The 19,850-nt window shown below is 71.1% G+C and carries 21 protein-coding genes and 2 tRNA genes; 19 read left to right on the top strand and 4 right to left on the bottom strand.

Going from position 1 to position 19,850, the window contains the following annotated elements; all coding sequences use genetic code 11:
- The first annotated feature begins 75 nt into the window (after positions 1 to 75).
- Both sp36 and KZC50_RS09070 read left to right on the top strand, forming a co-directional pair.
- On the top strand, positions 76 to 288 hold the full coding sequence (gene sp36 / locus KZC50_RS09065) for a Sp36 family protein (protein WP_053547872.1): 213 nt from the start codon (positions 76 to 78) through the stop codon (positions 286 to 288).
- A gap of 4 nt (positions 289 to 292) precedes the next feature.
- Positions 293 to 760 (top strand): RidA family protein, encoded by a 468-nt coding sequence (locus KZC50_RS09070; RefSeq protein WP_236967595.1) that lies wholly within the window; start codon positions 293 to 295, stop codon positions 758 to 760.
- Positions 761 to 821: 61 nt separating this feature from the next.
- Here the strand turns inward: KZC50_RS09070 and acs are convergent, their stop codons facing one another.
- Complete coding sequence (gene acs / locus KZC50_RS09075; protein ID WP_310891430.1) at positions 822 to 2,795, bottom strand: acetate--CoA ligase; 1,974 nt, start codon at positions 2,793 to 2,795, stop codon at positions 822 to 824.
- Between the two features lie 402 nt (positions 2,796 to 3,197).
- Between acs and KZC50_RS09080 the strand changes: the two genes are divergently transcribed.
- The 13 genes from KZC50_RS09080 to KZC50_RS09140 all read left to right on the top strand — a co-directional run bounded on the left by KZC50_RS09080 (position 3,198) and on the right by KZC50_RS09140 (position 14,159).
- Complete coding sequence (locus KZC50_RS09080; RefSeq protein ID WP_375294576.1) at positions 3,198 to 4,403, top strand: TadA family conjugal transfer-associated ATPase; 1,206 nt, start codon at positions 3,198 to 3,200, stop codon at positions 4,401 to 4,403.
- Positions 4,388 to 5,380 carry a type II secretion system F family protein gene (locus tag KZC50_RS09085; protein WP_310891431.1) on the top strand — a complete coding sequence of 331 codons (993 nt, stop codon included), beginning with the start codon at positions 4,388 to 4,390 and terminating at the stop codon, positions 5,378 to 5,380. The genes KZC50_RS09080 and KZC50_RS09085 overlap by 16 nt, the downstream gene beginning before the upstream one ends.
- 35 nt (positions 5,381 to 5,415) lie before the next feature.
- Positions 5,416 to 5,649 carry a DUF4244 domain-containing protein gene (locus tag KZC50_RS09090; RefSeq protein WP_310891432.1) on the top strand — a complete coding sequence of 78 codons (234 nt, stop codon included), beginning with the start codon at positions 5,416 to 5,418 and terminating at the stop codon, positions 5,647 to 5,649.
- Positions 5,649 to 6,026, top strand: coding sequence for a TadE family type IV pilus minor pilin (locus KZC50_RS09095; RefSeq protein WP_236967599.1), 378 nt, complete (start codon positions 5,649 to 5,651; stop codon positions 6,024 to 6,026). Before KZC50_RS09090 ends, KZC50_RS09095 begins: the two co-directional genes overlap by 1 nt.
- Positions 6,026 to 6,346 (top strand): Rv3654c family TadE-like protein, encoded by a 321-nt coding sequence (locus KZC50_RS09100; protein ID WP_053547877.1) that lies wholly within the window; start codon positions 6,026 to 6,028, stop codon positions 6,344 to 6,346. Before KZC50_RS09095 ends, KZC50_RS09100 begins: the two co-directional genes overlap by 1 nt.
- An 85-nt stretch (positions 6,347 to 6,431) precedes the next feature.
- Positions 6,432 to 9,140, top strand: a complete 2,709-nt coding sequence (topA, locus tag KZC50_RS09105; RefSeq protein WP_310891433.1) for a type I DNA topoisomerase — start codon at positions 6,432 to 6,434, stop codon at positions 9,138 to 9,140.
- The gene (gene tmk, locus KZC50_RS09110) at positions 9,137 to 9,799 is read left to right on the top strand and encodes a dTMP kinase (protein WP_310891434.1); all 663 of its coding nucleotides are present in this window, start codon (positions 9,137 to 9,139) and stop codon (positions 9,797 to 9,799) included. The genes topA and tmk overlap by 4 nt, the downstream gene beginning before the upstream one ends.
- A 31-nt stretch (positions 9,800 to 9,830) precedes the next feature.
- Complete coding sequence (locus tag KZC50_RS09115; protein WP_310891435.1) at positions 9,831 to 10,988, top strand: DNA polymerase III subunit delta'; 1,158 nt, start codon at positions 9,831 to 9,833, stop codon at positions 10,986 to 10,988.
- Entirely contained in the window at positions 10,985 to 12,544 is a 1,560-nt protein-coding gene (locus tag KZC50_RS09120) for an alpha/beta hydrolase (protein ID WP_310891436.1), read from the top strand. Before KZC50_RS09115 ends, KZC50_RS09120 begins: the two co-directional genes overlap by 4 nt.
- 83 nt (positions 12,545 to 12,627) lie before the next feature.
- Positions 12,628 to 12,703, top strand: a tRNA-Thr gene (locus tag KZC50_RS09125).
- Between the two features lies 1 nt (position 12,704).
- Entirely contained in the window at positions 12,705 to 13,100 is a 396-nt protein-coding gene (locus tag KZC50_RS09130; RefSeq protein WP_310891437.1) for a hypothetical protein, read from the top strand.
- 31 nt (positions 13,101 to 13,131) lie between these two features.
- Positions 13,132 to 13,710 carry an isochorismatase family protein gene (locus KZC50_RS09135; RefSeq protein ID WP_310891438.1) on the top strand — a complete coding sequence of 193 codons (579 nt, stop codon included), beginning with the start codon at positions 13,132 to 13,134 and terminating at the stop codon, positions 13,708 to 13,710.
- A complete protein-coding gene (locus KZC50_RS09140; protein ID WP_310891439.1) occupies positions 13,707 to 14,159 on the top strand; it encodes a GNAT family N-acetyltransferase in 453 nt (150 codons plus the stop codon). The genes KZC50_RS09135 and KZC50_RS09140 overlap by 4 nt, the downstream gene beginning before the upstream one ends.
- Before the next feature lie 63 nt (positions 14,160 to 14,222).
- Here the strand turns inward: KZC50_RS09140 and KZC50_RS09145 are convergent.
- The 3 genes from KZC50_RS09145 to KZC50_RS09155 all read right to left on the bottom strand — a co-directional run bounded on the left by KZC50_RS09145 (position 14,223) and on the right by KZC50_RS09155 (position 16,468).
- A tRNA-Lys gene (locus tag KZC50_RS09145) sits at positions 14,223 to 14,298 on the bottom strand.
- A 42-nt stretch (positions 14,299 to 14,340) separates the two neighbouring features.
- On the bottom strand, positions 14,341 to 15,567 hold the full coding sequence (locus tag KZC50_RS09150; protein ID WP_310891440.1) for a serine/threonine-protein kinase: 1,227 nt from the start codon (positions 15,565 to 15,567) through the stop codon (positions 14,341 to 14,343).
- Between the two features lie 235 nt (positions 15,568 to 15,802).
- Positions 15,803 to 16,468, bottom strand: coding sequence for a fasciclin domain-containing protein (locus tag KZC50_RS09155; RefSeq protein ID WP_310891441.1), 666 nt, complete (start codon positions 16,466 to 16,468; stop codon positions 15,803 to 15,805).
- 196 nt (positions 16,469 to 16,664) lie between these two features.
- Between KZC50_RS09155 and sigK the strand changes: the two genes are divergently transcribed.
- The 4 genes from sigK to KZC50_RS09175 all read left to right on the top strand — a co-directional run bounded on the left by sigK (position 16,665) and on the right by KZC50_RS09175 (position 19,848).
- The gene (sigK, locus tag KZC50_RS09160) at positions 16,665 to 17,264 is read left to right on the top strand and encodes an ECF RNA polymerase sigma factor SigK (protein ID WP_310891442.1); all 600 of its coding nucleotides are present in this window, start codon (positions 16,665 to 16,667) and stop codon (positions 17,262 to 17,264) included.
- Positions 17,261 to 18,100 (top strand): anti-sigma factor, encoded by an 840-nt coding sequence (locus tag KZC50_RS09165; protein WP_310891443.1) that lies wholly within the window; start codon positions 17,261 to 17,263, stop codon positions 18,098 to 18,100. The genes sigK and KZC50_RS09165 overlap by 4 nt, the downstream gene beginning before the upstream one ends.
- Positions 18,101 to 18,152: 52 nt before the next feature.
- Positions 18,153 to 18,791: a DNA-directed RNA polymerase subunit beta gene (locus tag KZC50_RS09170; protein ID WP_310891444.1), complete on the top strand. Its 639-nt coding sequence runs from the start codon at positions 18,153 to 18,155 to the stop codon at positions 18,789 to 18,791.
- Between the two features lie 169 nt (positions 18,792 to 18,960).
- Entirely contained in the window at positions 18,961 to 19,848 is an 888-nt protein-coding gene (locus KZC50_RS09175) for an aminodeoxychorismate lyase (RefSeq protein ID WP_310891445.1), read from the top strand.
- The last annotated feature ends 2 nt before the right edge of the window (positions 19,849 to 19,850 follow it).

The raw sequence follows: 19,850 nt of genomic DNA on the forward strand, positions 1-19,850 counted from the left end.
GATCCCTTGACAGGCATGCCCTGCGCGTGATCCCCGTTCTTCCGCTTCTTTCCGCCGAACACGCCAGGAGTCGCGATGACGACGTGGGAGTACCTCACCACGCCCCTGCTGATCCACAACACCGCCGCCATCCTCAACAACTGGGGCAAACAGGGCTGGGAGCTCGTGCAGGTGATCCCCGGTCCCGAGGGCGGCCTCGTCGCCTACTTCAAGCGCCCGGTCGGCGGCGGAGACGCCAACGCCGGACTGGATGCCGCGGCGCAGGCCGCGCGGCAGTTCGAAGGCTGAGCCGGTGAGCGTCTCCGCGCGGCTCGCCGAGCTCGGCATCCGTCTCCCCGATGTCGTGCCCCCCGTCGCCGCGTACATCCCGGCGACCGTGCACGGCGACCTCGTCTACACCTCCGGCCAGCTGCCGATGCGCGAGGGCGCGCTGCCCGCGACCGGCAAGGTCGGCGAGGGCGAGGGCCTCGTCGATCCCGCCGCGGCGAAGGACTACGCCCGGACCTGCGCTCTGAACGCGATCGCCGCCGCCGCGGACGTCGCCGGGGGAGTGGACCGCCTCGCCCGCGTGGTGAAGGTGGTCGGATTCGTCTCGTCCGTTCCGGAGTTCACCGGTCAGCCCGGCGTCATCAACGGCGCGAGCGAGGTGCTCGGCGAGATCTTCGGCGAGGCGGGGCGGCATGCCCGATCCGCCGTCGGAGTCCCCGTCCTGCCGCTCGACTCGCCCGTCGAGGTCGAGGTCGTCTTCGCGCTCGTCTGATCTGCTGCACGTGAGGGCCGGCATCCGATCCGTGTGACGGATGCCGGCCCCCACGCATGCGTCACTTCGTGGTGATCTTCGCCTGGATCGTGCTCATGACCATGGTGTCGGCGAGCGTCGTGGTGTCGCCGACCTCCCGGCCCTCGGCGACGTCGCGCAGCAGCCGCCGCATGATCTTCCCGGATCGGGTCTTGGGCAGTTCCCCGACGATGTAGATGTCGCGCGGCCGGGCGATCGGACCGATCTGCTCGCCGACCCAGGCGCGGAGCGTGGTGGCCAGCCCCTCGGCGGAGTGCCGGTCGAGGTAGCTCTGCTTGAGGATGACGAAGGCCACGACCGCCTGGCCGGTGGTCTCGTCGGAGGCGCCGACGACCGCGGCCTCGGCGGTGGCCTCGTGGGCGACGAGCGCCGATTCGATCTCCGCCGTCGACAGGCGGTGGCCGGAGACGTTCATGACGTCGTCGACGCGGCCGAGGAGCCAGATGTCGCCGTCCTCGTCCAGACGCGCTCCGTCGCCGGCGAAGTAGAACCCGCGATCGGCGAACTTCTCCCAGTAGGTCTCCACGAACCGCTCCGGGTCACCCCAGATGCCGCGGAGCATGCTCGGCCAGGGTTCCGTGACCACCAGGAGACCGCCGTTGCCGGTGCCCACGTGCTCGCCGGCGTCGTCGACGACGTCGATCGCGATTCCGGGGAGGGCGACCTGCGCCGCGCCGGGCTTGGTCTCGGTGACGCCGGGAAGGGCGGAGATCATCATCGCCCCGGTCTCGGTCTGCCACCACGTGTCGACGATGGGTGTGCGCTCGGCCCCGATGATGTCGCGGTACCAGACCCACGCCTCGGGGTTGATCGGTTCACCGACCGAGCCCAGCACCCGCAGTGATGACAGATCGAAACCCTGAGGCACCTGTCGGCCGATCTTCATGAACGACCGGATCGCCGTGGGGGCGGTGTAGAACACCGTCACGCCGTACTTCTGGATGATCTCCCACCAGCGTCCGGGGTGGGGGGCATCCGGCGTCCCCTCGTAGAGCACCTGGGTGGCGCCGTTGGCGAGGGGGCCGTAGGTGACGTAGGTGTGGCCGGTGATCCAGCCGACATCCGCGGTGCACCAGTACACGTCCGTCTCAGGGTGGATGTCGTGGACCACGCGGTTCGTGAAGGCGGCCTGGGTGAGGTAGCCGCCGGAGGTGTGCAGGATGCCTTTGGGCTTCCCCGTCGTCCCCGAGGTGTACAGGATGAACAGGGGCGTCTCCGCGGGGAACGCGCGGGCGGTGTGCGCCGGCGAGGCCGCCGGGACGACGTCGTGCCACCACAGGTCACGACCCTCGACCCAGTCGACGTCGTTCCCGCCGCGGCGGACGACGATCACGTGCTCCACGCTCTCCTGTACGCCCGAGCCGTTGCGGTCGGCGAGGGCCAGGTCCACGGCCGGCTTGAGGGCCGAGACCTTGCCCTTGCGGTAGCCGCCGTCGGCGGTGATGACCACCTTCGCGCCGGCGTCGTCGATGCGCGAGCGCAGGCTGTCGGCCGAGAACCCGCCGAAGACGACGGAGTGGATGGCGCCGATGCGCGCGACCGCGAGCATCGCGGCGACCGCCTCCGGGATCATCGGCAGGTAGATCGCGACACGGTCGCCCTCCCCGACGCCGAGGCCCTCCAGCACGTTGGCGAGCCGGGAGACCTCCGCGGTCAGCTCGGAGTAGGTGATGGCGCGCTCGTCGCCGGGCTCTCCCTCCCACAGGAGCGCGACACGGTCGCCGTGTCCTGCCTCGACGTGACGGTCCAGGCAGTTGTAGGCGACGTTGAGCTCGCCGTCGCCGAACCATCGCGCGAAGGGAGGGGTCGACCAGTCGAGCACCTCGGTGAAGGGCGTGTGCCAGTGGAGTTCACGGGCCTGATCGGCCCAGAACCCCTCGCGGTCCTCGGCGGCGCGCGCATAGAGGTCGGCGGATCCGACGGCCTGCGCGGCGAATCCGTCCGGCGGGCTGAAGCGGCGGGTCTCGTTCAGAAGGTGGTCGATCTGCGTGCTCATCGCGCGCTCCTTTGCGGCCTGAGGTCGGATGCCGGCATCCGGCGAGTCTGTCTCGAAGGCTAGCGAGGGCGCCGGTGCGCGCACTACCTCCGATAGTGGGGAGCCGGATACCGGCGGGGTATCGGTGAGAGGCCGGTGAGAATCATCGGAGCGGCGTTTGGTCGCCTCCGATGCGTCGCATAAGCTGTCATACGGCCGAACATCGATTCTGGCATTGGCGACACCCGACACACCCCCCGAAATGTGGTGTCGCCCGAGGCGGCATCCCATTCCCCCCATGGGATGCCGCCCCTTTTTTCTCCCGCGGGTGCCCCTCCTCCCCAGCGGTGCGACCGGGCCGGTTCTCCACCGAAGGGGCGCGCGCCTCCCGCTCCGCCCGCCCGCGTTCCTAGCGTCGTCGTCATGACCGAGCGCTTCGTGCCACGCAGGCAGGATCCCGTCCGCGACCCTGTGGCCTGGCTGGACGCGTCGGCGCCGCCGGCGACGTGGTGGCAGGTGCCCGCGCCGACGCCGATCGACCACGCCCTCCCGGAGGAGGGCGACGGAACCGGGCCTGCGCCGGAGCCGGATGGGGCGTGGCCGGAGGTGATCCCGCGGATGCCGGACTTCTCCCGACCGATCGGGGAGGTGCCTGCCCCGAGCGAGGACGACACCCCGCTCCCCGTCGTGCGTCACGCCGCCTGGGAAGACCTGTCGCGCCATCTGGGCGACGCCGAGGTCACCGATCTGTTCGTCAACGGCGCGCAGGGGCTGTTCGTCGACCGGGGGCGCGGTGCCGAGCCGGTTCCGGGGTGGTCCTGGGACGAGGACGATGTGCGCGACCTGGCCGTCGCTCTGATCGGGGCGGGCGGACGGCACATCGACGACGCCTCGCCGTGCGTGGACGTCCGCGTCGGCGGGCGGCTCCGTGTGCATGCCGTGCTCCCTCCGGTGTCCGGCGGTGGGACCGCGCTGTCCATCCGCGTCGGCCGACGCACGCGCGCAGACCTCGGCGCGCTGCAGGCGGGCGGGATGTTCGACGCGGCGGGGCGCGAGCGACTCGAGGAGATCGTGCGTCGCCGTGAGAACGTCCTGGTCTCCGGCGCGGCGGGGGCGGGGAAGACCACCCTTCTCGCGGCGATGCTGAGCGCGGCGTCCGAGCGCGAGCGGATCGTCACGATCGAGGATGTCGCAGAGCTCTCCTTCGTCCACCCGCATCACGTGCGCCTCGAGGCGCGCCAGCCGAATCTCGAGGGGGCGGGCGGCATCGGTCTGGCACGCCTCGTGCGGGAGGCGCTGCGGATGCGGCCCGATCGGCTGGTGGTCGGCGAGTGCCGGGGCGAGGAGGTGCGCGAGCTGCTGTCCGCGCTGAACACCGGGCACGACGGTGGCGCCGGCACCGTGCACGCGAACGGACTGTCGGACGTCGCCGCGCGTCTGGAGGCGCTCGGAGCACTCGCCGGGCTCAGCGACCAGGCCCTCGCGCGGCAGGTGTCCAGCGCCCTGCACTGGATCCTCCACGTGGAGAGGGATGCCGCCGGGATCCGTCGCCTGCGGAGTGTCGGGCGTCCGCGCATCGGCTCCGACGGGCGACTGGAGATCGAGGAGGAGCCGTGGCCGCCGCGGTGACGGTCCGGGCGACCGCCGCGGCCGAGACGACCTCGGCGGCGGAGAGCGTCCTGCAGCTCGCCGTCCTGCTGCAGGCGGGCATCTCACCGCACCGCGCGTGGGAGTACCTCGCGGAAACCGGGGATGCCGGCGCCGTCCGCGTCGTGGCGGCGGTATCGGAGGGACGCCCACTGGCGGACGCGATCGGCGACGCCGGCATCCCCGCCGGTGCCGCGGACGGACGCCGGAACCGTCGGCGCGATCGTCGCGACACAGACACGGGGGAGTGGCGCGAGGTGGGCGCCGCCTGGCAGGTGGCGACCGTCGTCGGAGCGCCGCTCGCGGAGAGTCTCCGAGGTCTCGCCGATGCGCTCCGCGATGCGCGTGCCGCGGCCGACGACGTCCGGATCGCGCTGGCGGAACCGGCGGGGACCGCCCGGCTCCTCGCCTGGCTGCCGATCGCCGCCGTCGCCCTCGGAGCCGCCCTCGGCTTCGACACCCTCGGCATCCTGTTCTCCCATCCGCTGGGGATCGTGTGCCTCGTCCTCGGGGGAGTCCTCATCCTGCTCGCGCATCGCTGGAGCCTGCGGCTCGTCCGCGCGGCCAGCGGAGGCGAGGCCATCCCGGGGCACCGCGCGGAGCTCCTCGCCATCGCGCTGAGCGGTGGCGTCTCCATCGACCGCGCGGTCGAGCTCGTCGCGCGGGCGCGTCCCACCCCGCCGGCCGATTCCGGACGCTCCGCGAACCCGCCGCCGCGCGACGACACCGATGCGGTGCTCGCGCTCTCGCGCACAGCCGGAGTGCCCGCGGTCGATCTGCTGCGGGCATGGGCCGTGCTCGCCCGGCATCGCGCGCGCGTCGACGGTCGGCTACGCGCGGCGCGACTCTCCACCCGTCTGCTCCTGCCGCTGGGGGTGTGCACGCTCCCCGCGTTCCTCCTCCTCGGCGTCGGCCCGATGCTCCTCAGCGTCGTCAGCACGATGCCCTTCACCCTGTGACCTCGCTCGTCCCTCACCCGAATAAAGGAGAATCCATGTTCCCGTCGTCCCGTCCGACCCTCCCGCCCCTCACGCGCCGCCGTGCAGAGCGCCTCTACCGTCCCGCGGCGCGCTTGCTCGCCGACGACGACGGCGCCGCCACGGCGGAGTACGCCATCGCCACGATGGCGGCGGTCGCCTTCGCGGGGCTCCTCGTGGTCATCATGCGCAGCGATGAGGTCCGCGGGATCCTCACCGACCTCATCCGCCGCGCGTTGACCGTGGCGTGATGCCCCTCGAGCGGCGGATGCCGCGCGCCCGCCGGTCGCACGCGACCTCCGGGCGGCCGTGGCGGGGTGACGGTGGATCGGTCGTGGCCGAGTTCGCCGTCGCCCTGCCGGCGATCGTCATCGTGCTGGCGCTCGGCATCGGGGCGCTCGGCGCGACGGCTCGTGGCGTGCGGCTCCAGGATGCCGTCAGCGACGCGGCGCGCCTGGCCGCGCGAGGCGAGAGCGCGGACCGTGTCCACGCCGTCGTCGCCGCGGCCGTGGACGACGCGACCGCGACGATCGAGCATCGCGATGACATCGTGTGCATCACCGCGCGCGCGCCGGTCGCGGTCCTCACCCTCACCGCGACCGGCTGCGCGCTGGCGGGAGGCGGCTGATGGCGTCGACCGTCGCCGTCGTCGGCATCCTCGCCGCCTCCGCGACCCTCGTCGCGGGGCTCTCCGCGGTCGGCGCGGCCGCGATCCACTCCCAGCGCCTCGCCGGCGCGGCGGACTCCGCCGCCCTCGCCGCCGCCGACACCGTCACCGGACTCGCGGCCGGGGAACCGTGCGACCGCGCCGCGGATCTCGCCGCCACCGCGGGGGCGGCGGTCGCCGTGTGCGACATCGACGGCTTCGTCGTCACCGTGACCGTCACCGCCCGCTTCGGCGTCTTCCCGACCTCCGCGACCGCCCGCGCGGGTCCGCCTCCCGGGTGAGCGCCGTGGGGGCCGGGGCGCCGACTCACAGCATCCGCCCCACCCCACCCCGTGTATGGTGTGCGACGAAGAAAGGACGCCCCCCTTGGCACAAGGCAAGAAGCTCGTCATCGTCGAGTCTCCGACGAAGATGAGGTCGATCCAGGGGTATCTCGGTGACGATTACGAGGTACTCAGCTCCGTCGGACACATCCGCGATCTCGCGGACAAGAAGAGCATCCCCGCGGACAAGAAGCAGGCGTACGGCAAGTACTCGATCGACATCGACAACGACTTCGACCCCTATTACGTCGAGAGCGATCGCGGGAAGAAGACCGTCACCGAGCTCAAGCGCGCGCTGAAGGGTGCGGACGAGCTCCTGCTCGCCACCGATGAAGACCGTGAAGGCGAAGCCATCGCGTGGCACCTGCTGGAGACCCTGAAGCCGAAGGTCCCCGTGAAGCGGATGGTCTTCCACGAGATCACCAAGGACGCCATCCGCGCGGCCGTCGAGAACACCCGTGAGCTCGACCTCGCGCTCGTCGACGCCCAGGAGACCCGTCGTATCCTCGACCGCCTGTACGGCTGGGATGTCAGCCCCGTGCTGTGGTTCAAGGTGCAGCAGGGCACGTCGGCCGGCCGTGTGCAGTCCGCAGCCACGCGCCTGGTCGTCGATCGCGAGCGCGAGCGCATGGCGTTCGTCTCGGCGTCCTACTGGGACATCGCGACCCTCGCCGCCGCCGACGCCGGCGGCTCCTTCTCGGCACGGCTCGCCCGCGTCGACGGTGCGGCCCTCGCCCGTGGCACCGACTTCGACGACACCGGCTCGCTCCGGAAGGCCGTCGTCGTCCTCGACGAGCAGGCCGCCCGTGAGCTCGCTGCGGCCATCGAGGCCGCCGGGACGGCATCCGTCGCCTCGGTCGAGGCCAAGCCCGGCACCCGGAGCCCCAAGCCCCCCTTCACCACCTCCACGTTGCAGCAGGAGGCGGGACGCAAGCTCTCGATGAGCGCCAAGCACGCCATGAGCGTCGCCCAGCGTCTCTACGAGAAGGGCTTCATCACCTACATGCGCACCGACTCCACGGCGCTGGGCACCCAGGCCGTGCAGGCCGCGCGCGCCCAGGCGGTGCAGATGTACGGCGACGCCGCCGTGCCGGCCAACCCCCGGACCTACCGGAACAATGCCAAGAACGCCCAGGAGGCCCACGAGGCGATCCGCCCGTCCGGCGAGACGTTCCGCACGCCCGCGGAGGTCGGCGGCGAGCTCGACCGTGACGAGCAGCGTCTGTACGACCTGATCTGGAAGCGGACGATGGCCAGCCAGATGTCGGACGCCAAGTACGAGACGACGACCGTCACCCTCGCCGTGGATGCCGGTGGTCGACGGGCGGAGTTCACCGCCTCCGGCACCGTCTACACGTTCAAGGGCTTCCTCGAGGCCTATGAGGAGGGCCGCGACGAGAAGCGCAACGAATCCGACGCGCAGGACGATCAGTCGCTCCCGGCGCTGTCGGTCGGCGACGTCCTCACGCTCTCCGACGTCGAGCCGAAGGGCCACGCCACCAGCCCGAAGCCGCGCTACACCGAGGCGAGTCTGGTCAAGGCGCTCGAAGAGAAGGGCATCGGCCGGCCCTCGACGTTCGCCAGCATCATCGACGTGATCATCAACCGCGGATACGTCGTCAAGCGCGGACAGGCGCTGATCCCCAGCTGGCTGGCGTTCAGCGTGGTGCGGCTGCTCGAACAGCACTTCCCCGACCTGGTCGACTACGACTTCACCGCGGCGCTCGAGGACGACCTCGACGCCATCGCGCGCGGTGAACAGAGCCGGGTCGCGTGGCTGAAGGAGTTCTACTTCGGCTCCGACGCTCACGTGGGGCTGCGCAACATCGTCGACAACCTCGGCGAGATCGATGCCCGTGCCCTGAACTCCACGCCCATCGGGGATGTCGCCGTCCTCCGCTTCGGAAAGTACGGCCCGTACCTCGAGGTCGCCGATCCGGAGAACCCGGAGGGCGAACCCCGGCGCGTCAACATCCCCGAGGACCTGGCCCCCGACGAGCTCACCCCGGCCAAGGCCCAGGAGCTCATCGATGCGCCGGTCGCGGGTGACCGTGTCCTCGGCGAGAACCCCGCCAACGGCAAGCTGATCATCGTCAAGGACGGCCGCTTCGGACCGTACGTGCAGGAGATCGATCCGCCCGCCGAAGAGGAGGTCGACCCCGAGACCGGCGAGGTCCGGGACGCCGTCGTCGAGACGCCCGCACCGAAGAAGCGCGGGACCAAGAAGGTCGCCGCGCCCAAACCGCGCACGGCGTCGCTGTTCAAGTCCATGTCGGTGGACGAGATCGACCTCGACACCGCGCTCCGCCTGCTGGAGCTGCCCCGCGAGGTCGGCATCGACCCCGAGTCCGAGCAGATGATCACCGCCCAGAACGGCCGGTACGGTCCGTACCTGAAGAAGGGGACCGACTCGCGGACCCTCTCCAACGAGCAGCAGATCTTCGACATCACGCTCGAGGAGGCGCTCGCGGTGTACGCCCAGCCGAAGTACGGCGCCCGTGCGGCATCCAGCGCGCTGAAGGAGTTCGACGCCGACCCCACCAGCGGCAAGCCCATCAAGCTGAAGGACGGCCGCTTCGGTCCCTATGTGACCGACGGTGAGGTCAATGCGACCGTTCCGCGGGGCGAGGACGCGATGGAGATCACCTTCGAGCGCGCCGTGCAGCTGCTCGCGGACAAGCGCGCCAAGGGCCCCGCCACCAAGCGCACGACGCGGCGGACGACGACGAAGAAGGCCCCGGCGAAGAAGTGAGCGTTCCCGCGCACGCTGCGGATCGTCCGCACGCGGGACTGTTCGTCACCTTCGAGGGCGGCGACGGGGCGGGTAAGACCACGCAGTCCACCCTCCTGCAGGAGTGGCTGGAACGGTCCGGCCGCACGGTCGTCCGCACCCGTGAGCCCGGCGGGACGGAGGTCGGCGTCCTGGTGCGCGACATCGTCCTGCACCACCGCGGCGACATCGCGCCACGCGCGGAGGCCCTCCTGTACGCGGCCGACCGTGCGCACCACATCGCCACCGTCGTGCGGCCCGCACTCGACCGCGGCGACACCGTGATCCAGGACCGGTACCTCGATTCCTCCGTGGCCTACCAGGGTGCCGGGCGCGTCCTCGGGCGCGACGAGGTGCGCGATCTTTCCCTCTGGGCCACCGAGGGGCTCCTCCCGGACCTCACTGTCCTGCTGGACCTCGACCCGCGGGTCGCCCGCGGCCGGCTGGATGCCGACGACAAGCCCTTCGACCGCCTCGAAGCCGAGCGTGAGGGCTTCCATGTCCGCGTGCGGACGGAGTTCCTCGCGCTGGCCGAGGCCGAGCCCGACCGCTTCCTCGTCCTCGACGCGACGCGCCCCGCGGCGGACCTCGCCGACGCGGTCCGCGCCCGCGTCGCCGGCATGCTCCCCGACGCCCCCTGACGCGTCGGGGACCGCGGTTAGGCTGATGCCCATGGAATCCCCGAGCCTCGACACGGCCCCCGCGCCGTGGAGCGAAGTGTGGGGCCAGCCCGACGCGGTGGCCACCCTCCGCGAGGCCGTCGACGACCCGTCGGCGATGACGCACGCGTGGCTCATCACCGGTCCGCCGGGATCGGGGCGCTCGACGCTCGCCCACGCCTTCGCGGCGGCGCTGATCGCCGAGCCCGGCGACGCGCACGCGCAGCGACAGGTCCTGGCCGGAACGCACCCCGACCTCACGGCGCTGCGCACCGAGGGCGTGATCATCTCGATCAAGGACGCGCGCGCGCTCGTGGAGCGCTCGTACTTCTCCCCGTCGCTCGGCCGCTTCCGCGTGATCATCATGGAAGACGCGGACCGCATGGCCGAGCGCACCTCGAACGTGCTGCTGAAGGCGCTCGAAGAGCCTCCGGAGCGCACCGTGTGGATCCTGTGCGCACCGAGCGACGCCGACCTCCTTCCCACGATCCGCTCGCGCGTGCGCACTCTGCGCCTGCGCGAACCGGATGTCGCCGACGTCGCGCGCCTCATCTCCGCGCGCACCGGAGCCGATCCCGAGATCGCCGAACGATCGGCGCGTCACGCCCAGCGCCACATCGGCATGGCCCAGCGGCTCGCGACCGACGAGGCCGCACGCGACCGCCGCGACCGCACGCTCCGAGCGGTGCTCGCCGTCCGCGGGGTCGGCGACGCCGTGGAGGTGGCGGGACGGATCGTGCAAGCGGCGACCGAGGATGCCACCTCCCTCACCGCCGAACGCGACGAGGCCGAGCGGGCGTCCCTGCTGCGCACGCTCGGCGTGCCGGAAGGGGGCCCGGTGCCGCCGGCGGTGCGCTCGCAGGTGACGGCGTTGCAGGACGAGCAGAAGCGACGCGCCACGCGCAGCCTCCGTGACGGCATCGATCGGGTGCTCACCGATCTCGAATCGATGTTCCGCGACGTCGTCATGCTCCAGTTCGGTCGCGACGACCTCATCAACCGCGAGATGGATGCCGATCTCCGCCATCTCGCCGGCACGTGGTCGCCCGAGCGCACCCTGGTCGTCCTGGACGCGATCGGTCGCACGCGTGAGAACCTGGAGATGAACGCCGCCCCTGCGCTCGCCCTCGAGAGCATGCTGATCACCGTCGCCAGCGGAAGGACCCCGTGAACACCACGTCACCCCGTCGTCGAACGGGCCGCCTCCTCGCCGTCGTGGCGGGTCTCGCCGCGACGACGCTCGCCTTGAGCGGTTGCCTGTACGCGATGATCCCGGAGGAACGGCCCGTCGCGACCTCCAGCGCGACGCCCGACAGCACCGGCGTCCCCGAGGAGCTGCGCCCCTTCTACGAGCAGACCCTGGAGTGGACGTCCTGCGGCGACGCGATGGAGTGCACCACGGTGCGCGCCCCGCTCGACTACGCCGACCCCGGCGCGGGCGAGATCGACCTCTCCGTCATCCGCAACCGCGCCGAGAGCGGCACGGCCATCGGGTCGCTCCTCACCAATCCGGGCGGCCCCGGTGCGAGCGGGGTCGGTTTCATCCGCGATTCCCTCGGGCTCGCGGTCGGGCAGGCGCTGCGCGACAGCTACGACGTGATCGGCTTCGACCCCCGCGGCGTCGGCGAATCCACCGCCGTCCGCTGCTTCGACGCCGCCGACATGGACGCCTACCTCTTCGATGTGCCCCGGAACCCCCGCGGCTCCGCCGAATGGGAGGCGGAGCTGACCGAGCGCAACGCCGCGTTCGCGCAGGCGTGCGAGGCGGGCAGCGACGGCATCCTCCCGTATATCACCACCGAGAACTCCGCGCGCGACATGGACCTTCTCCGCGGGGTGCTCGGCGACGCCGAGCTGAACTACATCGGCTTCTCCTACGGCACCTTCCTCGGGGCCACCTACGCGGAGCTGTTCCCGGAGCGCGCCGGTCGGCTCGTCCTGGACGGCGCCATCGACCCGTCCGTCCCGGTGACGGAGGTCTCCACGACTCAGGGCGTCGGGTTCGAGTCCGCTCTCCGGGCCTACATGGCCGACTGCCTCACGCAGGATGCGTGCCCTTTCCGCGGCTCGGTCGACGACGCGATGGCCGACCTCGCGACACTCCTGGCGACGGTGGACGCCGCGCCGCTCGAGAACGTCGACGGTCGCGTCCTCGGTGCCGATTCGCTCATGACCGGGATCGTGGCCGCGCTCTACTCGCAGGACAGCTGGGGCTTCCTCACGCAGGCTCTGACCGGGGTCCTCGCCGGCGATCCCGAGGTCGCGTTCATCCTGGCGGACTTCTACTACAACCGCGTGGGCGGGGAGTATCTCGACAACTCGACCGAGGCCTTCCGCGCCTACAACTGTATGGACTACCCCGCGGGTGTGACGGCGGCGGAGGAGGAGGCCGCGGCGGACGAGCTTGCGGAGCGCGCGCCGACGGTCGCCCCGTACTGGTCCGGTCCCGATTCGTGCGCCGATTGGCCCTACCCGCCCACGGGGACGCGCGCGGCCATCGCCGCCGAGGGGGCGCCCCCGATCGTCGTGGTCGGCACCACCAACGATCCGGCGACGCCCTACGAGTGGTCCGAAGCCCTGGCCGCTCAGCTGGCGTCGGGGGTTCTCGTGACCCGCGTGGGCGAGGGTCACACGGGGTACAACAAGGGCAACGCGTGCGTGGACGCCGCTGTGGAGGGGTTCCTCCTTGACGGCGTCGTGCCCGAGAACGGCCTCCGCTGCGAGTGAGGACGGCACGGGCCTGCGGCGCGTTCGCGGACGCATCGCAGACCCTGTAAGATCGGTGATCGTGCATCGCGCGAGCGACGTGCGCCACCTTAGCTCAGACGGCAGAGCGATTCACTCGTAATGAATAGGTCAAGGGTTCGATTCCCTTAGGTGGCTCCATATGGATCAGACGGTCGAGGCGATCTTCGAGATCTTCTCGTGGGTGGGCATCGGGCTCGGCGCGCTTCTGCTCGGTGTCGCCCTGATCGTCTACGTCGCCGACGGGACATGGCTTCCGGTGCGCGCCGTGATCGACGACACCGACACCGGGCGGGTGGCGCGCTGGCACGACGAGGTCGACGGCGTCAACGAAGCCGTCCTCACCCCCGATCAGGATGCCGAGATCGGTGATGCTGACATGGCGGACGTGTTCTACCGGCGCGGTGTGCGAGGTCGGATCCGTATGACGCAGGGCTCGCCCGCTGTCCGCGGTGTCGTCCGCTTGGGTGCGGGGCTGCTCGCCCTCGGCGTCGTCGCGATGGTCGCCTCGCTCGTCCTGCTCTTCACGCGCGGCTGAGGGCCGGGGCGCTTCGGCGTACCCTCGGACCATGACCAAGGCGCTGTTCATCGTGGATGTCCAGAACGACTTCACCGAGGGCGGGGCCCTCGCCGTCTCGGGCGGTGACGAGGTCGCCCGCAGGATCACGGCGTATCTGCGCGCCCGCGCGGGCGATTACGGCGTCATCGTGGCGTCGCGCGACTGGCACGACGCGGACCACGACAACGGCGGGCATTTCCACCCCGAACCCGATTTCGTCGACTCCTGGCCGGTGCACTGCGTCAGCGGCACCGCCGGAGCCGAGTACGATCCCGAGCTCGACACCGCCGCGGTGACGCACCACGTCAAGAAGGGGCAGGGGATCCCCGCCTACTCGCTCTTCGAGGGGACCACCGACGACGGCGAGCGTGTGCCGGAGCTGCTCGATCGGCACGGCATCCTCGACATCGATGTCGTCGGTCTCGCCACCGACCACTGCGTGCGCGCTTCGGCGCTGGACGCCCTCGCGCACGGGCGGCGGGTGCGGATCCTCACCGACCTCGTCGCGGGCGTCGCCGCGGCGTCGAGTTCCGCGGCGCTCGCAGAGCTGCAGCGCGCCGGCGCCGAGGTGGCGGAGTCCACGCTGTGAGCGGCATCCGTCGTCTCCGCCGCGAAGACCGGGACGTGTGGCTGCCGCTCTGGGACGACTACCTCGAGTTCTACCGCGAGACGCTGGCCCCGGAGCAGACGGCACTCACCTTCGATCGACTCGTCGACGTCGGCTCGGGCTTCCACGGCGCACTCGCACAGGATGCCGAGGGTCAGGCGATCGGATTCGTCCACTGGCTCTCGCACGGGAGCACGTGGAGCCGCGAGGACGTCTGCTACCTCGAGGACCTCTTCGTCCACCCCGCGGCGCGCGGGCACGGCACCGGGCGTGCGCTCATCACGCATGTCGAGGACTGGGCGAGGGAAGCCGGGTGCGCACACGTGTACTGGCTGACGCAGGCCGGCAACGCGGCCGCGCGCGGCCTCTACGACCAGGTCGCCGAGGACAGCGGCTTCGTCCAGTACGTCCTCCGCCCCGACAGCCCCTGACCTGTCGTGCGGCCCGGAGCGGGACACGCCGAAGGGCGCCGCCGGAGCGACGCCCTTCGCTTCTGGTGGGCCCCGTGGGGCTCGAACCCACGACCCGCGGATTAAAAGTCCGATGCTCTACCGACTGAGCTAGAGGCCCGTGGCTTCCAGCCTACTTCGCGTGACGGGGTGCGATGCGCGTCTACGGACCGTCGACGACGGGCGCGTCCACCGGGACGGAGACCCCTCCGGTCATGGAGATGCGGCTGTCCTCGAGACCCCACGATCCGGGTTCGGGGAGGGACGCCGCCCACACCACCGTCACGATCGCGATCAGGAGCGCGGCGAGGCCGGCGATCAGGAGCGACACCAGCCGACCCAGATGTCGCCCGCGGCGCGGTCCGTCCGTCGGGGTGTTTCCGGTGTCGGGAGACGCCGGTGCGGTGCCCGCCGCGGCCGCCGCAGCGGCGCCCACGAGCGACACCGGCATCTGATCGGTGATCGGACGTGCGGGGACGGGGGCGGCGTCGAGCTCGGCCACATCGACGGGTGCGGTGGTTTCGTCGAGAAGGGGCGCGGGCTGGGCCGCCTGGGCGTAGCCGGACGCGATGACGGCGACCTCCAGCGCGCTCGGACGCTCCTCCGGGCGCAACGACGTCATCCGGCGGAGCAGGCGGCGCCACCCGGCATCCAGGGCGCGGGGGATGTCGGGAGCCGCGGTCATGCGGGCCACGACCGCACCGACACCCTCGACGTCGCCGTAGGGACGCACCCCGGTGAGGGCTTCGATGAGGAGCAGCCCGAAGGCGTAGATGTCGGCGGGTGGGGCGGGCGGAGCCCCGCGCGCCTGCTCGGGCGCGATGTAGGCGGCGGTCCCCATGATCGGACCCGCGGCCGTCTCGCCGGCGTCGAGGAGATGGGCGATGCCGAAGTCCGCGAGCTTCGCGCGCCAGTCGCGGCTCGGCACGGGTGAGCGCCAGAGCAGGACGTTCGAGGGTTTGAGATCCCGGTGGACGATCCCGGCCTCGTGTGCCACGTAGAGGGCTTCGGCGAGATCGGTCGCGATCCCGGCCAGGACGATCGGGGCGACCGGCCCGTCGGCGATGAGGTCGCGGAGAGTGATCCCGGAGACGTACTCCATGACGAGATAGCTGATGCCCTCATCGTCGATGTGCGCGTCGAACAGCGTGACGAGGCTGTGGTGATTGAGGGAGGCGAGAGAGGTCGTCTCCGCACGGACGCGATCCGCGGTCACGGCGTCGTGGACCGGGCCCCGCATGATCTTGATCGCCACCGGCCGATCGAGGTACGTGTCGTGCGCTCGGAACACACGTGCCATCCCGCCCTCGCCGATGCGTTCGAGGAGACGGTACCGGCGCGCGACGATATCGCCGGTCACCGGTGTCGTCGACCCGCGCAGATCGGTCATGCCATCCCTCCCCGAGCCGGGACCCTCGCGGGGGAGGGGGAGCGAGGGCCCCGGTGGTAATAGAAATCTAGGACTCGGAGAAGATGTCCGCCGAAGGCTTGACGAACACGGCGCACGTGTGCTGTGTCCGGCGAGCGACACGGCCACGAGAAGCGACGCGGCCGCCGGGACCGTCTCGCACGATCCCGGCGGCCGCGCCGCCCCATTCACCGGCCAGGCACCGGTGAGATCACGATCACTCAGCCGGGGGCATCAGGACCGAGTCGATGAGGTACACCGTGGCGTTGGCGGTCTGCACGCCACCACAGATGACGTTGGCGTCGTTGACCATGAACGAGTCACCGGAGCCGGTCACCTCGACCTCGGCGCCCTGCACGGTGGCGTGGGTGCCGGCGATCTCGTCGGGCGAGATCTGGCCGGGGACGACGTGGTACGTCAGGATGCTGGTCAGGGTCTCGGTGTCCGTCTGGAGCGACTCGATGACGGCCGGGTCGATCGCGGCGAACGCGTCGTCCACGGGAGCGAAGACGGTGAAATCGCCGCCGTTGAGCGTGTCGACGAGGTCGACCTCGGGGTTCAGCTGACCCGAGACCGCGGCGGTGAGGGTCGTGAGAAGCGGGTTGTTGGACGCGGCGGTGGCGACCGGGTCGAGCGCCATGCCCTCGACGGAACCGGCGCCGTCCGGCACGGCCTCGGCGTAGTCGGCGCAGCCGGGGCCGACGAGCATCGCGGCCGGGTCCATCTCCATGGGCTCTTCGGTCTCCATGGGGGCGGTGGTCTCCATCGGCTCCTCGGTGGTGTCGGCAGTGGTGCCGGCTCCCGAGCAGGCCGTCAGTGCGAACGTCGCCGCGACCGCGAGGGCGAAGCCCGACGAGACACGCTTCGTGGTGATGCTGGACATGACTTCCTCCTGTATGTGATCCGTGTGTGGACCGCTGTGTGTGGTGATTGCTCAAACCCCTGGGGAGGGGCTCCGCCGGTTGGCGTACACGGTGTCTTCGGCACCTCGGGGGAATCGGATGGGAAGTTTTTTCACGATTGCTTCACGGATGCCGTGCGAAACCCCGCCGATACCGGGTGAAACCGCGGAATGAGGCATGCTTGGCCCCATGGTCATCGACGGTGTGGAAGTCCCCGAAGACGGCGCACCCGTCGATCACGTCGGCGAGATGCTCGTCCGCGTCGCAGCGGGGGATCAGGGGGCGTTCGCGCGCGTGTACGACATGCTCTCCCCGCGCGTGTTCGGCCTCATCCTCCGTGTCCTCGTCGATCGGTCGCAGAGCGAGGAAGTGCTGCAGGAGGTCTTCCTGGAAGTGTGGCAATCCGCCGCGCGGTTCGCTCCGAACAAAGGCCAAGGGAGAACGTGGGTTCTCACGATCGCCCATCGCCGGGCGGTGGATCGCGTGCGAGCGTCGCAAGCGAGCACCGATCGCGATGTGCGGGTGGGGTTCCGTGATCTCGACGTCGCGTACGACGGCGTGGCCGAACAGGCGCAACTGCGCATCGAAGGCCGCCAGGTCGCCACGGCGTTGAAAACCCTCCCCGACCCGCAGCGCGAAGCCCTCACCCTCGCGTACTACGGGGGATACAGCCAAAGCGAGATCGCGGCACTGGTGGGAGCGCCGCTGGGGACGATCAAGACCAGGATGCGCGACGGATTGACGCGCCTAAGGGCAGAGATGGGGGTGACGGTGTGAACGAGCAGGAGTTCTTCGAGCTCGCGGCGGGCTATGCGCTGAATGCGCTGGAACCCGACGACCGCGCGGCGTTCGAGCACGCGCTGCGGCAGCATCCGGAATGGGCGGAGCGCGTCGACGCCGACATCGCGGCGGCGGCATCCCTCGCCGAGGCCGTGCGCGAGGAACTGCCGCCCCTGACGGCGCGATCGACATTGCTCGCGCGCATCGCAGCCACGCCGCAGACCGGCGTGGACCCGGCGCCCGACGCCGACGTCTTCGGGCATCACGCCTTCGCCGCGGCCGTCCCGCCGCGTCCGCCCCTGCCCGACACGGATGCCGTGCCACCCCGCGTGGACCCGACCCCTTCGACCTCGGTCGTGCAGGCGGTGTCGCGGCGCAACTGGACCCGGGGACTCTTCGCGCTCGCGGCGTCGTTGGTGCTGCTGGTGACCCTGGGATGGGGCGCGGCATCGATCAACGAGTTCGTGAACCGTCCGCCGGCGGTGGCGGCTCTCGCCGAGATCGAGTCGGCTCCGGATGCGCAGTCCATCACCGCGGAGGTGACGGGCGGCGGCATCGCGACCGCGCACTGGTCGGAGTCGCTCGGCAAGGCCGTCCTGGTCTCGAGCAACCTCCCGGGCATCTCCGCCGACGAAGAGTTCGAGATGTGGGTCGTGGACGCCGACGGTGCGGTGTCGGCGGGCACCTTCGCCGCGGGGGACGAGCAGAGCACCGTGCTTCTGGATGCGGCGGTCGCCGAGGGTGATGTCATCGCGCTTACGGTGGAGACGGCGGGCGGGTCGCCGACGGGTCAGCCGACGTCCGACCCGATCGTGGCCATCCCGACCGCCTGAGGAATCCTCGTGGGCCGGGCCGCCGCGGTGGTCCGGGAGTACCCTTGACCGGATGACTGACGACGCGCGAGGGTTCCACAAGCCCGTCCGGCGACCCGCTGAGCTCTTCGACCGCCTTTTCGCGGCGGACGACCCGGCCGAGGTCTCCCGCGTCGCGCACTCGACGGCGCGGGCGCTCGTGGCCCGCGTCCGCGAGGAGCCCGACGCGGCCGTCGTGGAGCGGCTCGTCGCCTTCACCGACCGCAACGGCATCGACGACATCGCCGAGCTGTGGTCCCGGTCGCCGGCGAAGTCCCTCCCCGGAACGCTGTGGCGGCTCTATCTCCTGCAGCTCATGGTGCACGACGACCCGCAGACGGCGGCGATGACCTACGAGCGCGGCCGGATCGAGCTTCGCTCGGCGGACCCGGTCGTCGCGGGGGCGCCGACGCCGGCGGGCCCCGATGAGCTGGTCGGATTGGTCGACATGATCCTCCGGGGAGTGTTCGTCGGCGACTTCGCGGTCGCCCTCGAGCGCGCCGCGGCATTCTGCCGCGTGCAGGCCTCCGGCGCTAGTCATGTCGCCGATGACTACGAGGGCACCGAGTCCGACCGCGCCTCGGCGTTCACGACGCGCGCCCTGCGACTGTCGGACTACGCCGGCGATCTCGCGGCGGCCGCCGCGCTCTGGCGTCGCGACGCGCTCGTCTGAGGGTGTCCGGACACAGAAGTGCCGGGCCGCAGAACGCCTCTCGGCGCGAGGCCGCTCGCAGCGGCAGAAGATGGAGCCCGGGGTTACTGCGGCCCGGCTGTTCCAGTGTAACGCCAGGGCCACCGCCCGGCATTCCCCGCCGCCGGGATCGGCGTCGTACGCTCGAGGGATGGCCCTGCGTCACGCCCTCGCACTCGACCCGATCCTCGTCGACGATCCACGGTCGGACTTCGCCGGCACCATCCGGTCGTTCGACCCGGCGGATCCGATCGTGCGGATCGGCGATCTGAGCGCGCAACGGGGAGACGGTGTCTTCGAGTCCCTGGGAATCGTCGGGCGGCACGCCCAGGAGGTGTCGGCCCATCTTGAGCGCTTGACGCGCTCGGCGGCGCTGTGCGACCTTCCGGAACCGAACCTGGCGCAGTGGCGCGAGGCCATCGCGCGCATCGTCGTCCACGCGCCGGCAGCGGGGGAGAGCGTACTCAAGCTCATCCTCAGCCGTGGGATCGACGGGGAGGAGACCCCGACCGCCTGGCTCACACTCGCCGATGCGCCGGACAGCACCGCCGCCCGCCGCGACGGCATTCGGGTGGTGACGCTCGACCGCGGGTTCGCGTCGGACGTGCCGAGCCGCGCACCCTGGCTCCTCCTCGGCGCCAAGACGCTGTCCTACGCCGTCAACATGGCGGCGATCCGCGAGGCCCGGCGCCGTGGTGCCGACGACGCGGTGTTCGTCTCCGCCGACGGGTACGTCCTGGAGGGGCCCACCGCGTCGGTCATCCTGCGTCAGGGTGGGCGCTACCTCACGCCCGAGCCCGCGGCGGGGATCCTCCACGGCACCACCCAGCGGAGCATCTTCCACCACCTGCGCTCAACGGGGGCCGAAGTCGCGTACGCGTCGATCACGCGGGACGAGCTGCTCGCGGCCGAGGCCGCATGGGTCGTCTCGAGCATCCGTCTCGCGGCGCCGATCGTCGCGATCGACGGCGAAGAGAAGGAGAGGGATGCCGCGGTGACGGCATCCCTCAACAACTATCTGCTCAGCCCGCGGGACTGAGG

Origin of the sequence: Microbacterium aurantiacum, assembly GCF_031625015.1 — a bacterium.
In the GTDB taxonomy this organism is placed as follows: Bacteria; Actinomycetota; Actinomycetes; order Actinomycetales; family Microbacteriaceae; genus Microbacterium; species Microbacterium aurantiacum.

Bases quoted from the DNA above. Each gene is read 5' to 3' on its own strand.
- KZC50_RS09115 (WP_310891435.1), top strand. From the start codon at position 9,831: ATGGAATCCCCGAGCCTCGACACGGCCCCCGCGCCGTGGAGCGAAGTG.
- KZC50_RS09090 (WP_310891432.1), top strand. From the start codon at position 5,416: ATGTTCCCGTCGTCCCGTCCGACCCTCCCGCCCCTCACGCGCCGCCGT.
- KZC50_RS09100 (WP_053547877.1), top strand. From the start codon at position 6,026: ATGGCGTCGACCGTCGCCGTCGTCGGCATCCTCGCCGCCTCCGCGACC.
- KZC50_RS09150 (WP_310891440.1), bottom strand. From the start codon at position 15,567: ATGACCGATCTGCGCGGGTCGACGACACCGGTGACCGGCGATATCGTC.
- KZC50_RS09130 (WP_310891437.1), top strand. From the start codon at position 12,705: ATGGATCAGACGGTCGAGGCGATCTTCGAGATCTTCTCGTGGGTGGGC.
- KZC50_RS09175 (WP_310891445.1), top strand. From the start codon at position 18,961: ATGGCCCTGCGTCACGCCCTCGCACTCGACCCGATCCTCGTCGACGAT.
- KZC50_RS09135 (WP_310891438.1), top strand. From the start codon at position 13,132: ATGACCAAGGCGCTGTTCATCGTGGATGTCCAGAACGACTTCACCGAG.
- KZC50_RS09080 (WP_375294576.1), top strand. From the start codon at position 3,198: ATGACCGAGCGCTTCGTGCCACGCAGGCAGGATCCCGTCCGCGACCCT.
- KZC50_RS09155 (WP_310891441.1), bottom strand. From the start codon at position 16,468: ATGTCCAGCATCACCACGAAGCGTGTCTCGTCGGGCTTCGCCCTCGCG.
- KZC50_RS09095 (WP_236967599.1), top strand. From the start codon at position 5,649: ATGCCCCTCGAGCGGCGGATGCCGCGCGCCCGCCGGTCGCACGCGACC.
- sp36 (WP_053547872.1), top strand. From the start codon at position 76: ATGACGACGTGGGAGTACCTCACCACGCCCCTGCTGATCCACAACACC.
- acs (WP_310891430.1), bottom strand. From the start codon at position 2,795: ATGAGCACGCAGATCGACCACCTTCTGAACGAGACCCGCCGCTTCAGC.
- KZC50_RS09170 (WP_310891444.1), top strand. From the start codon at position 18,153: ATGACTGACGACGCGCGAGGGTTCCACAAGCCCGTCCGGCGACCCGCT.
- sigK (WP_310891442.1), top strand. From the start codon at position 16,665: ATGCTTGGCCCCATGGTCATCGACGGTGTGGAAGTCCCCGAAGACGGC.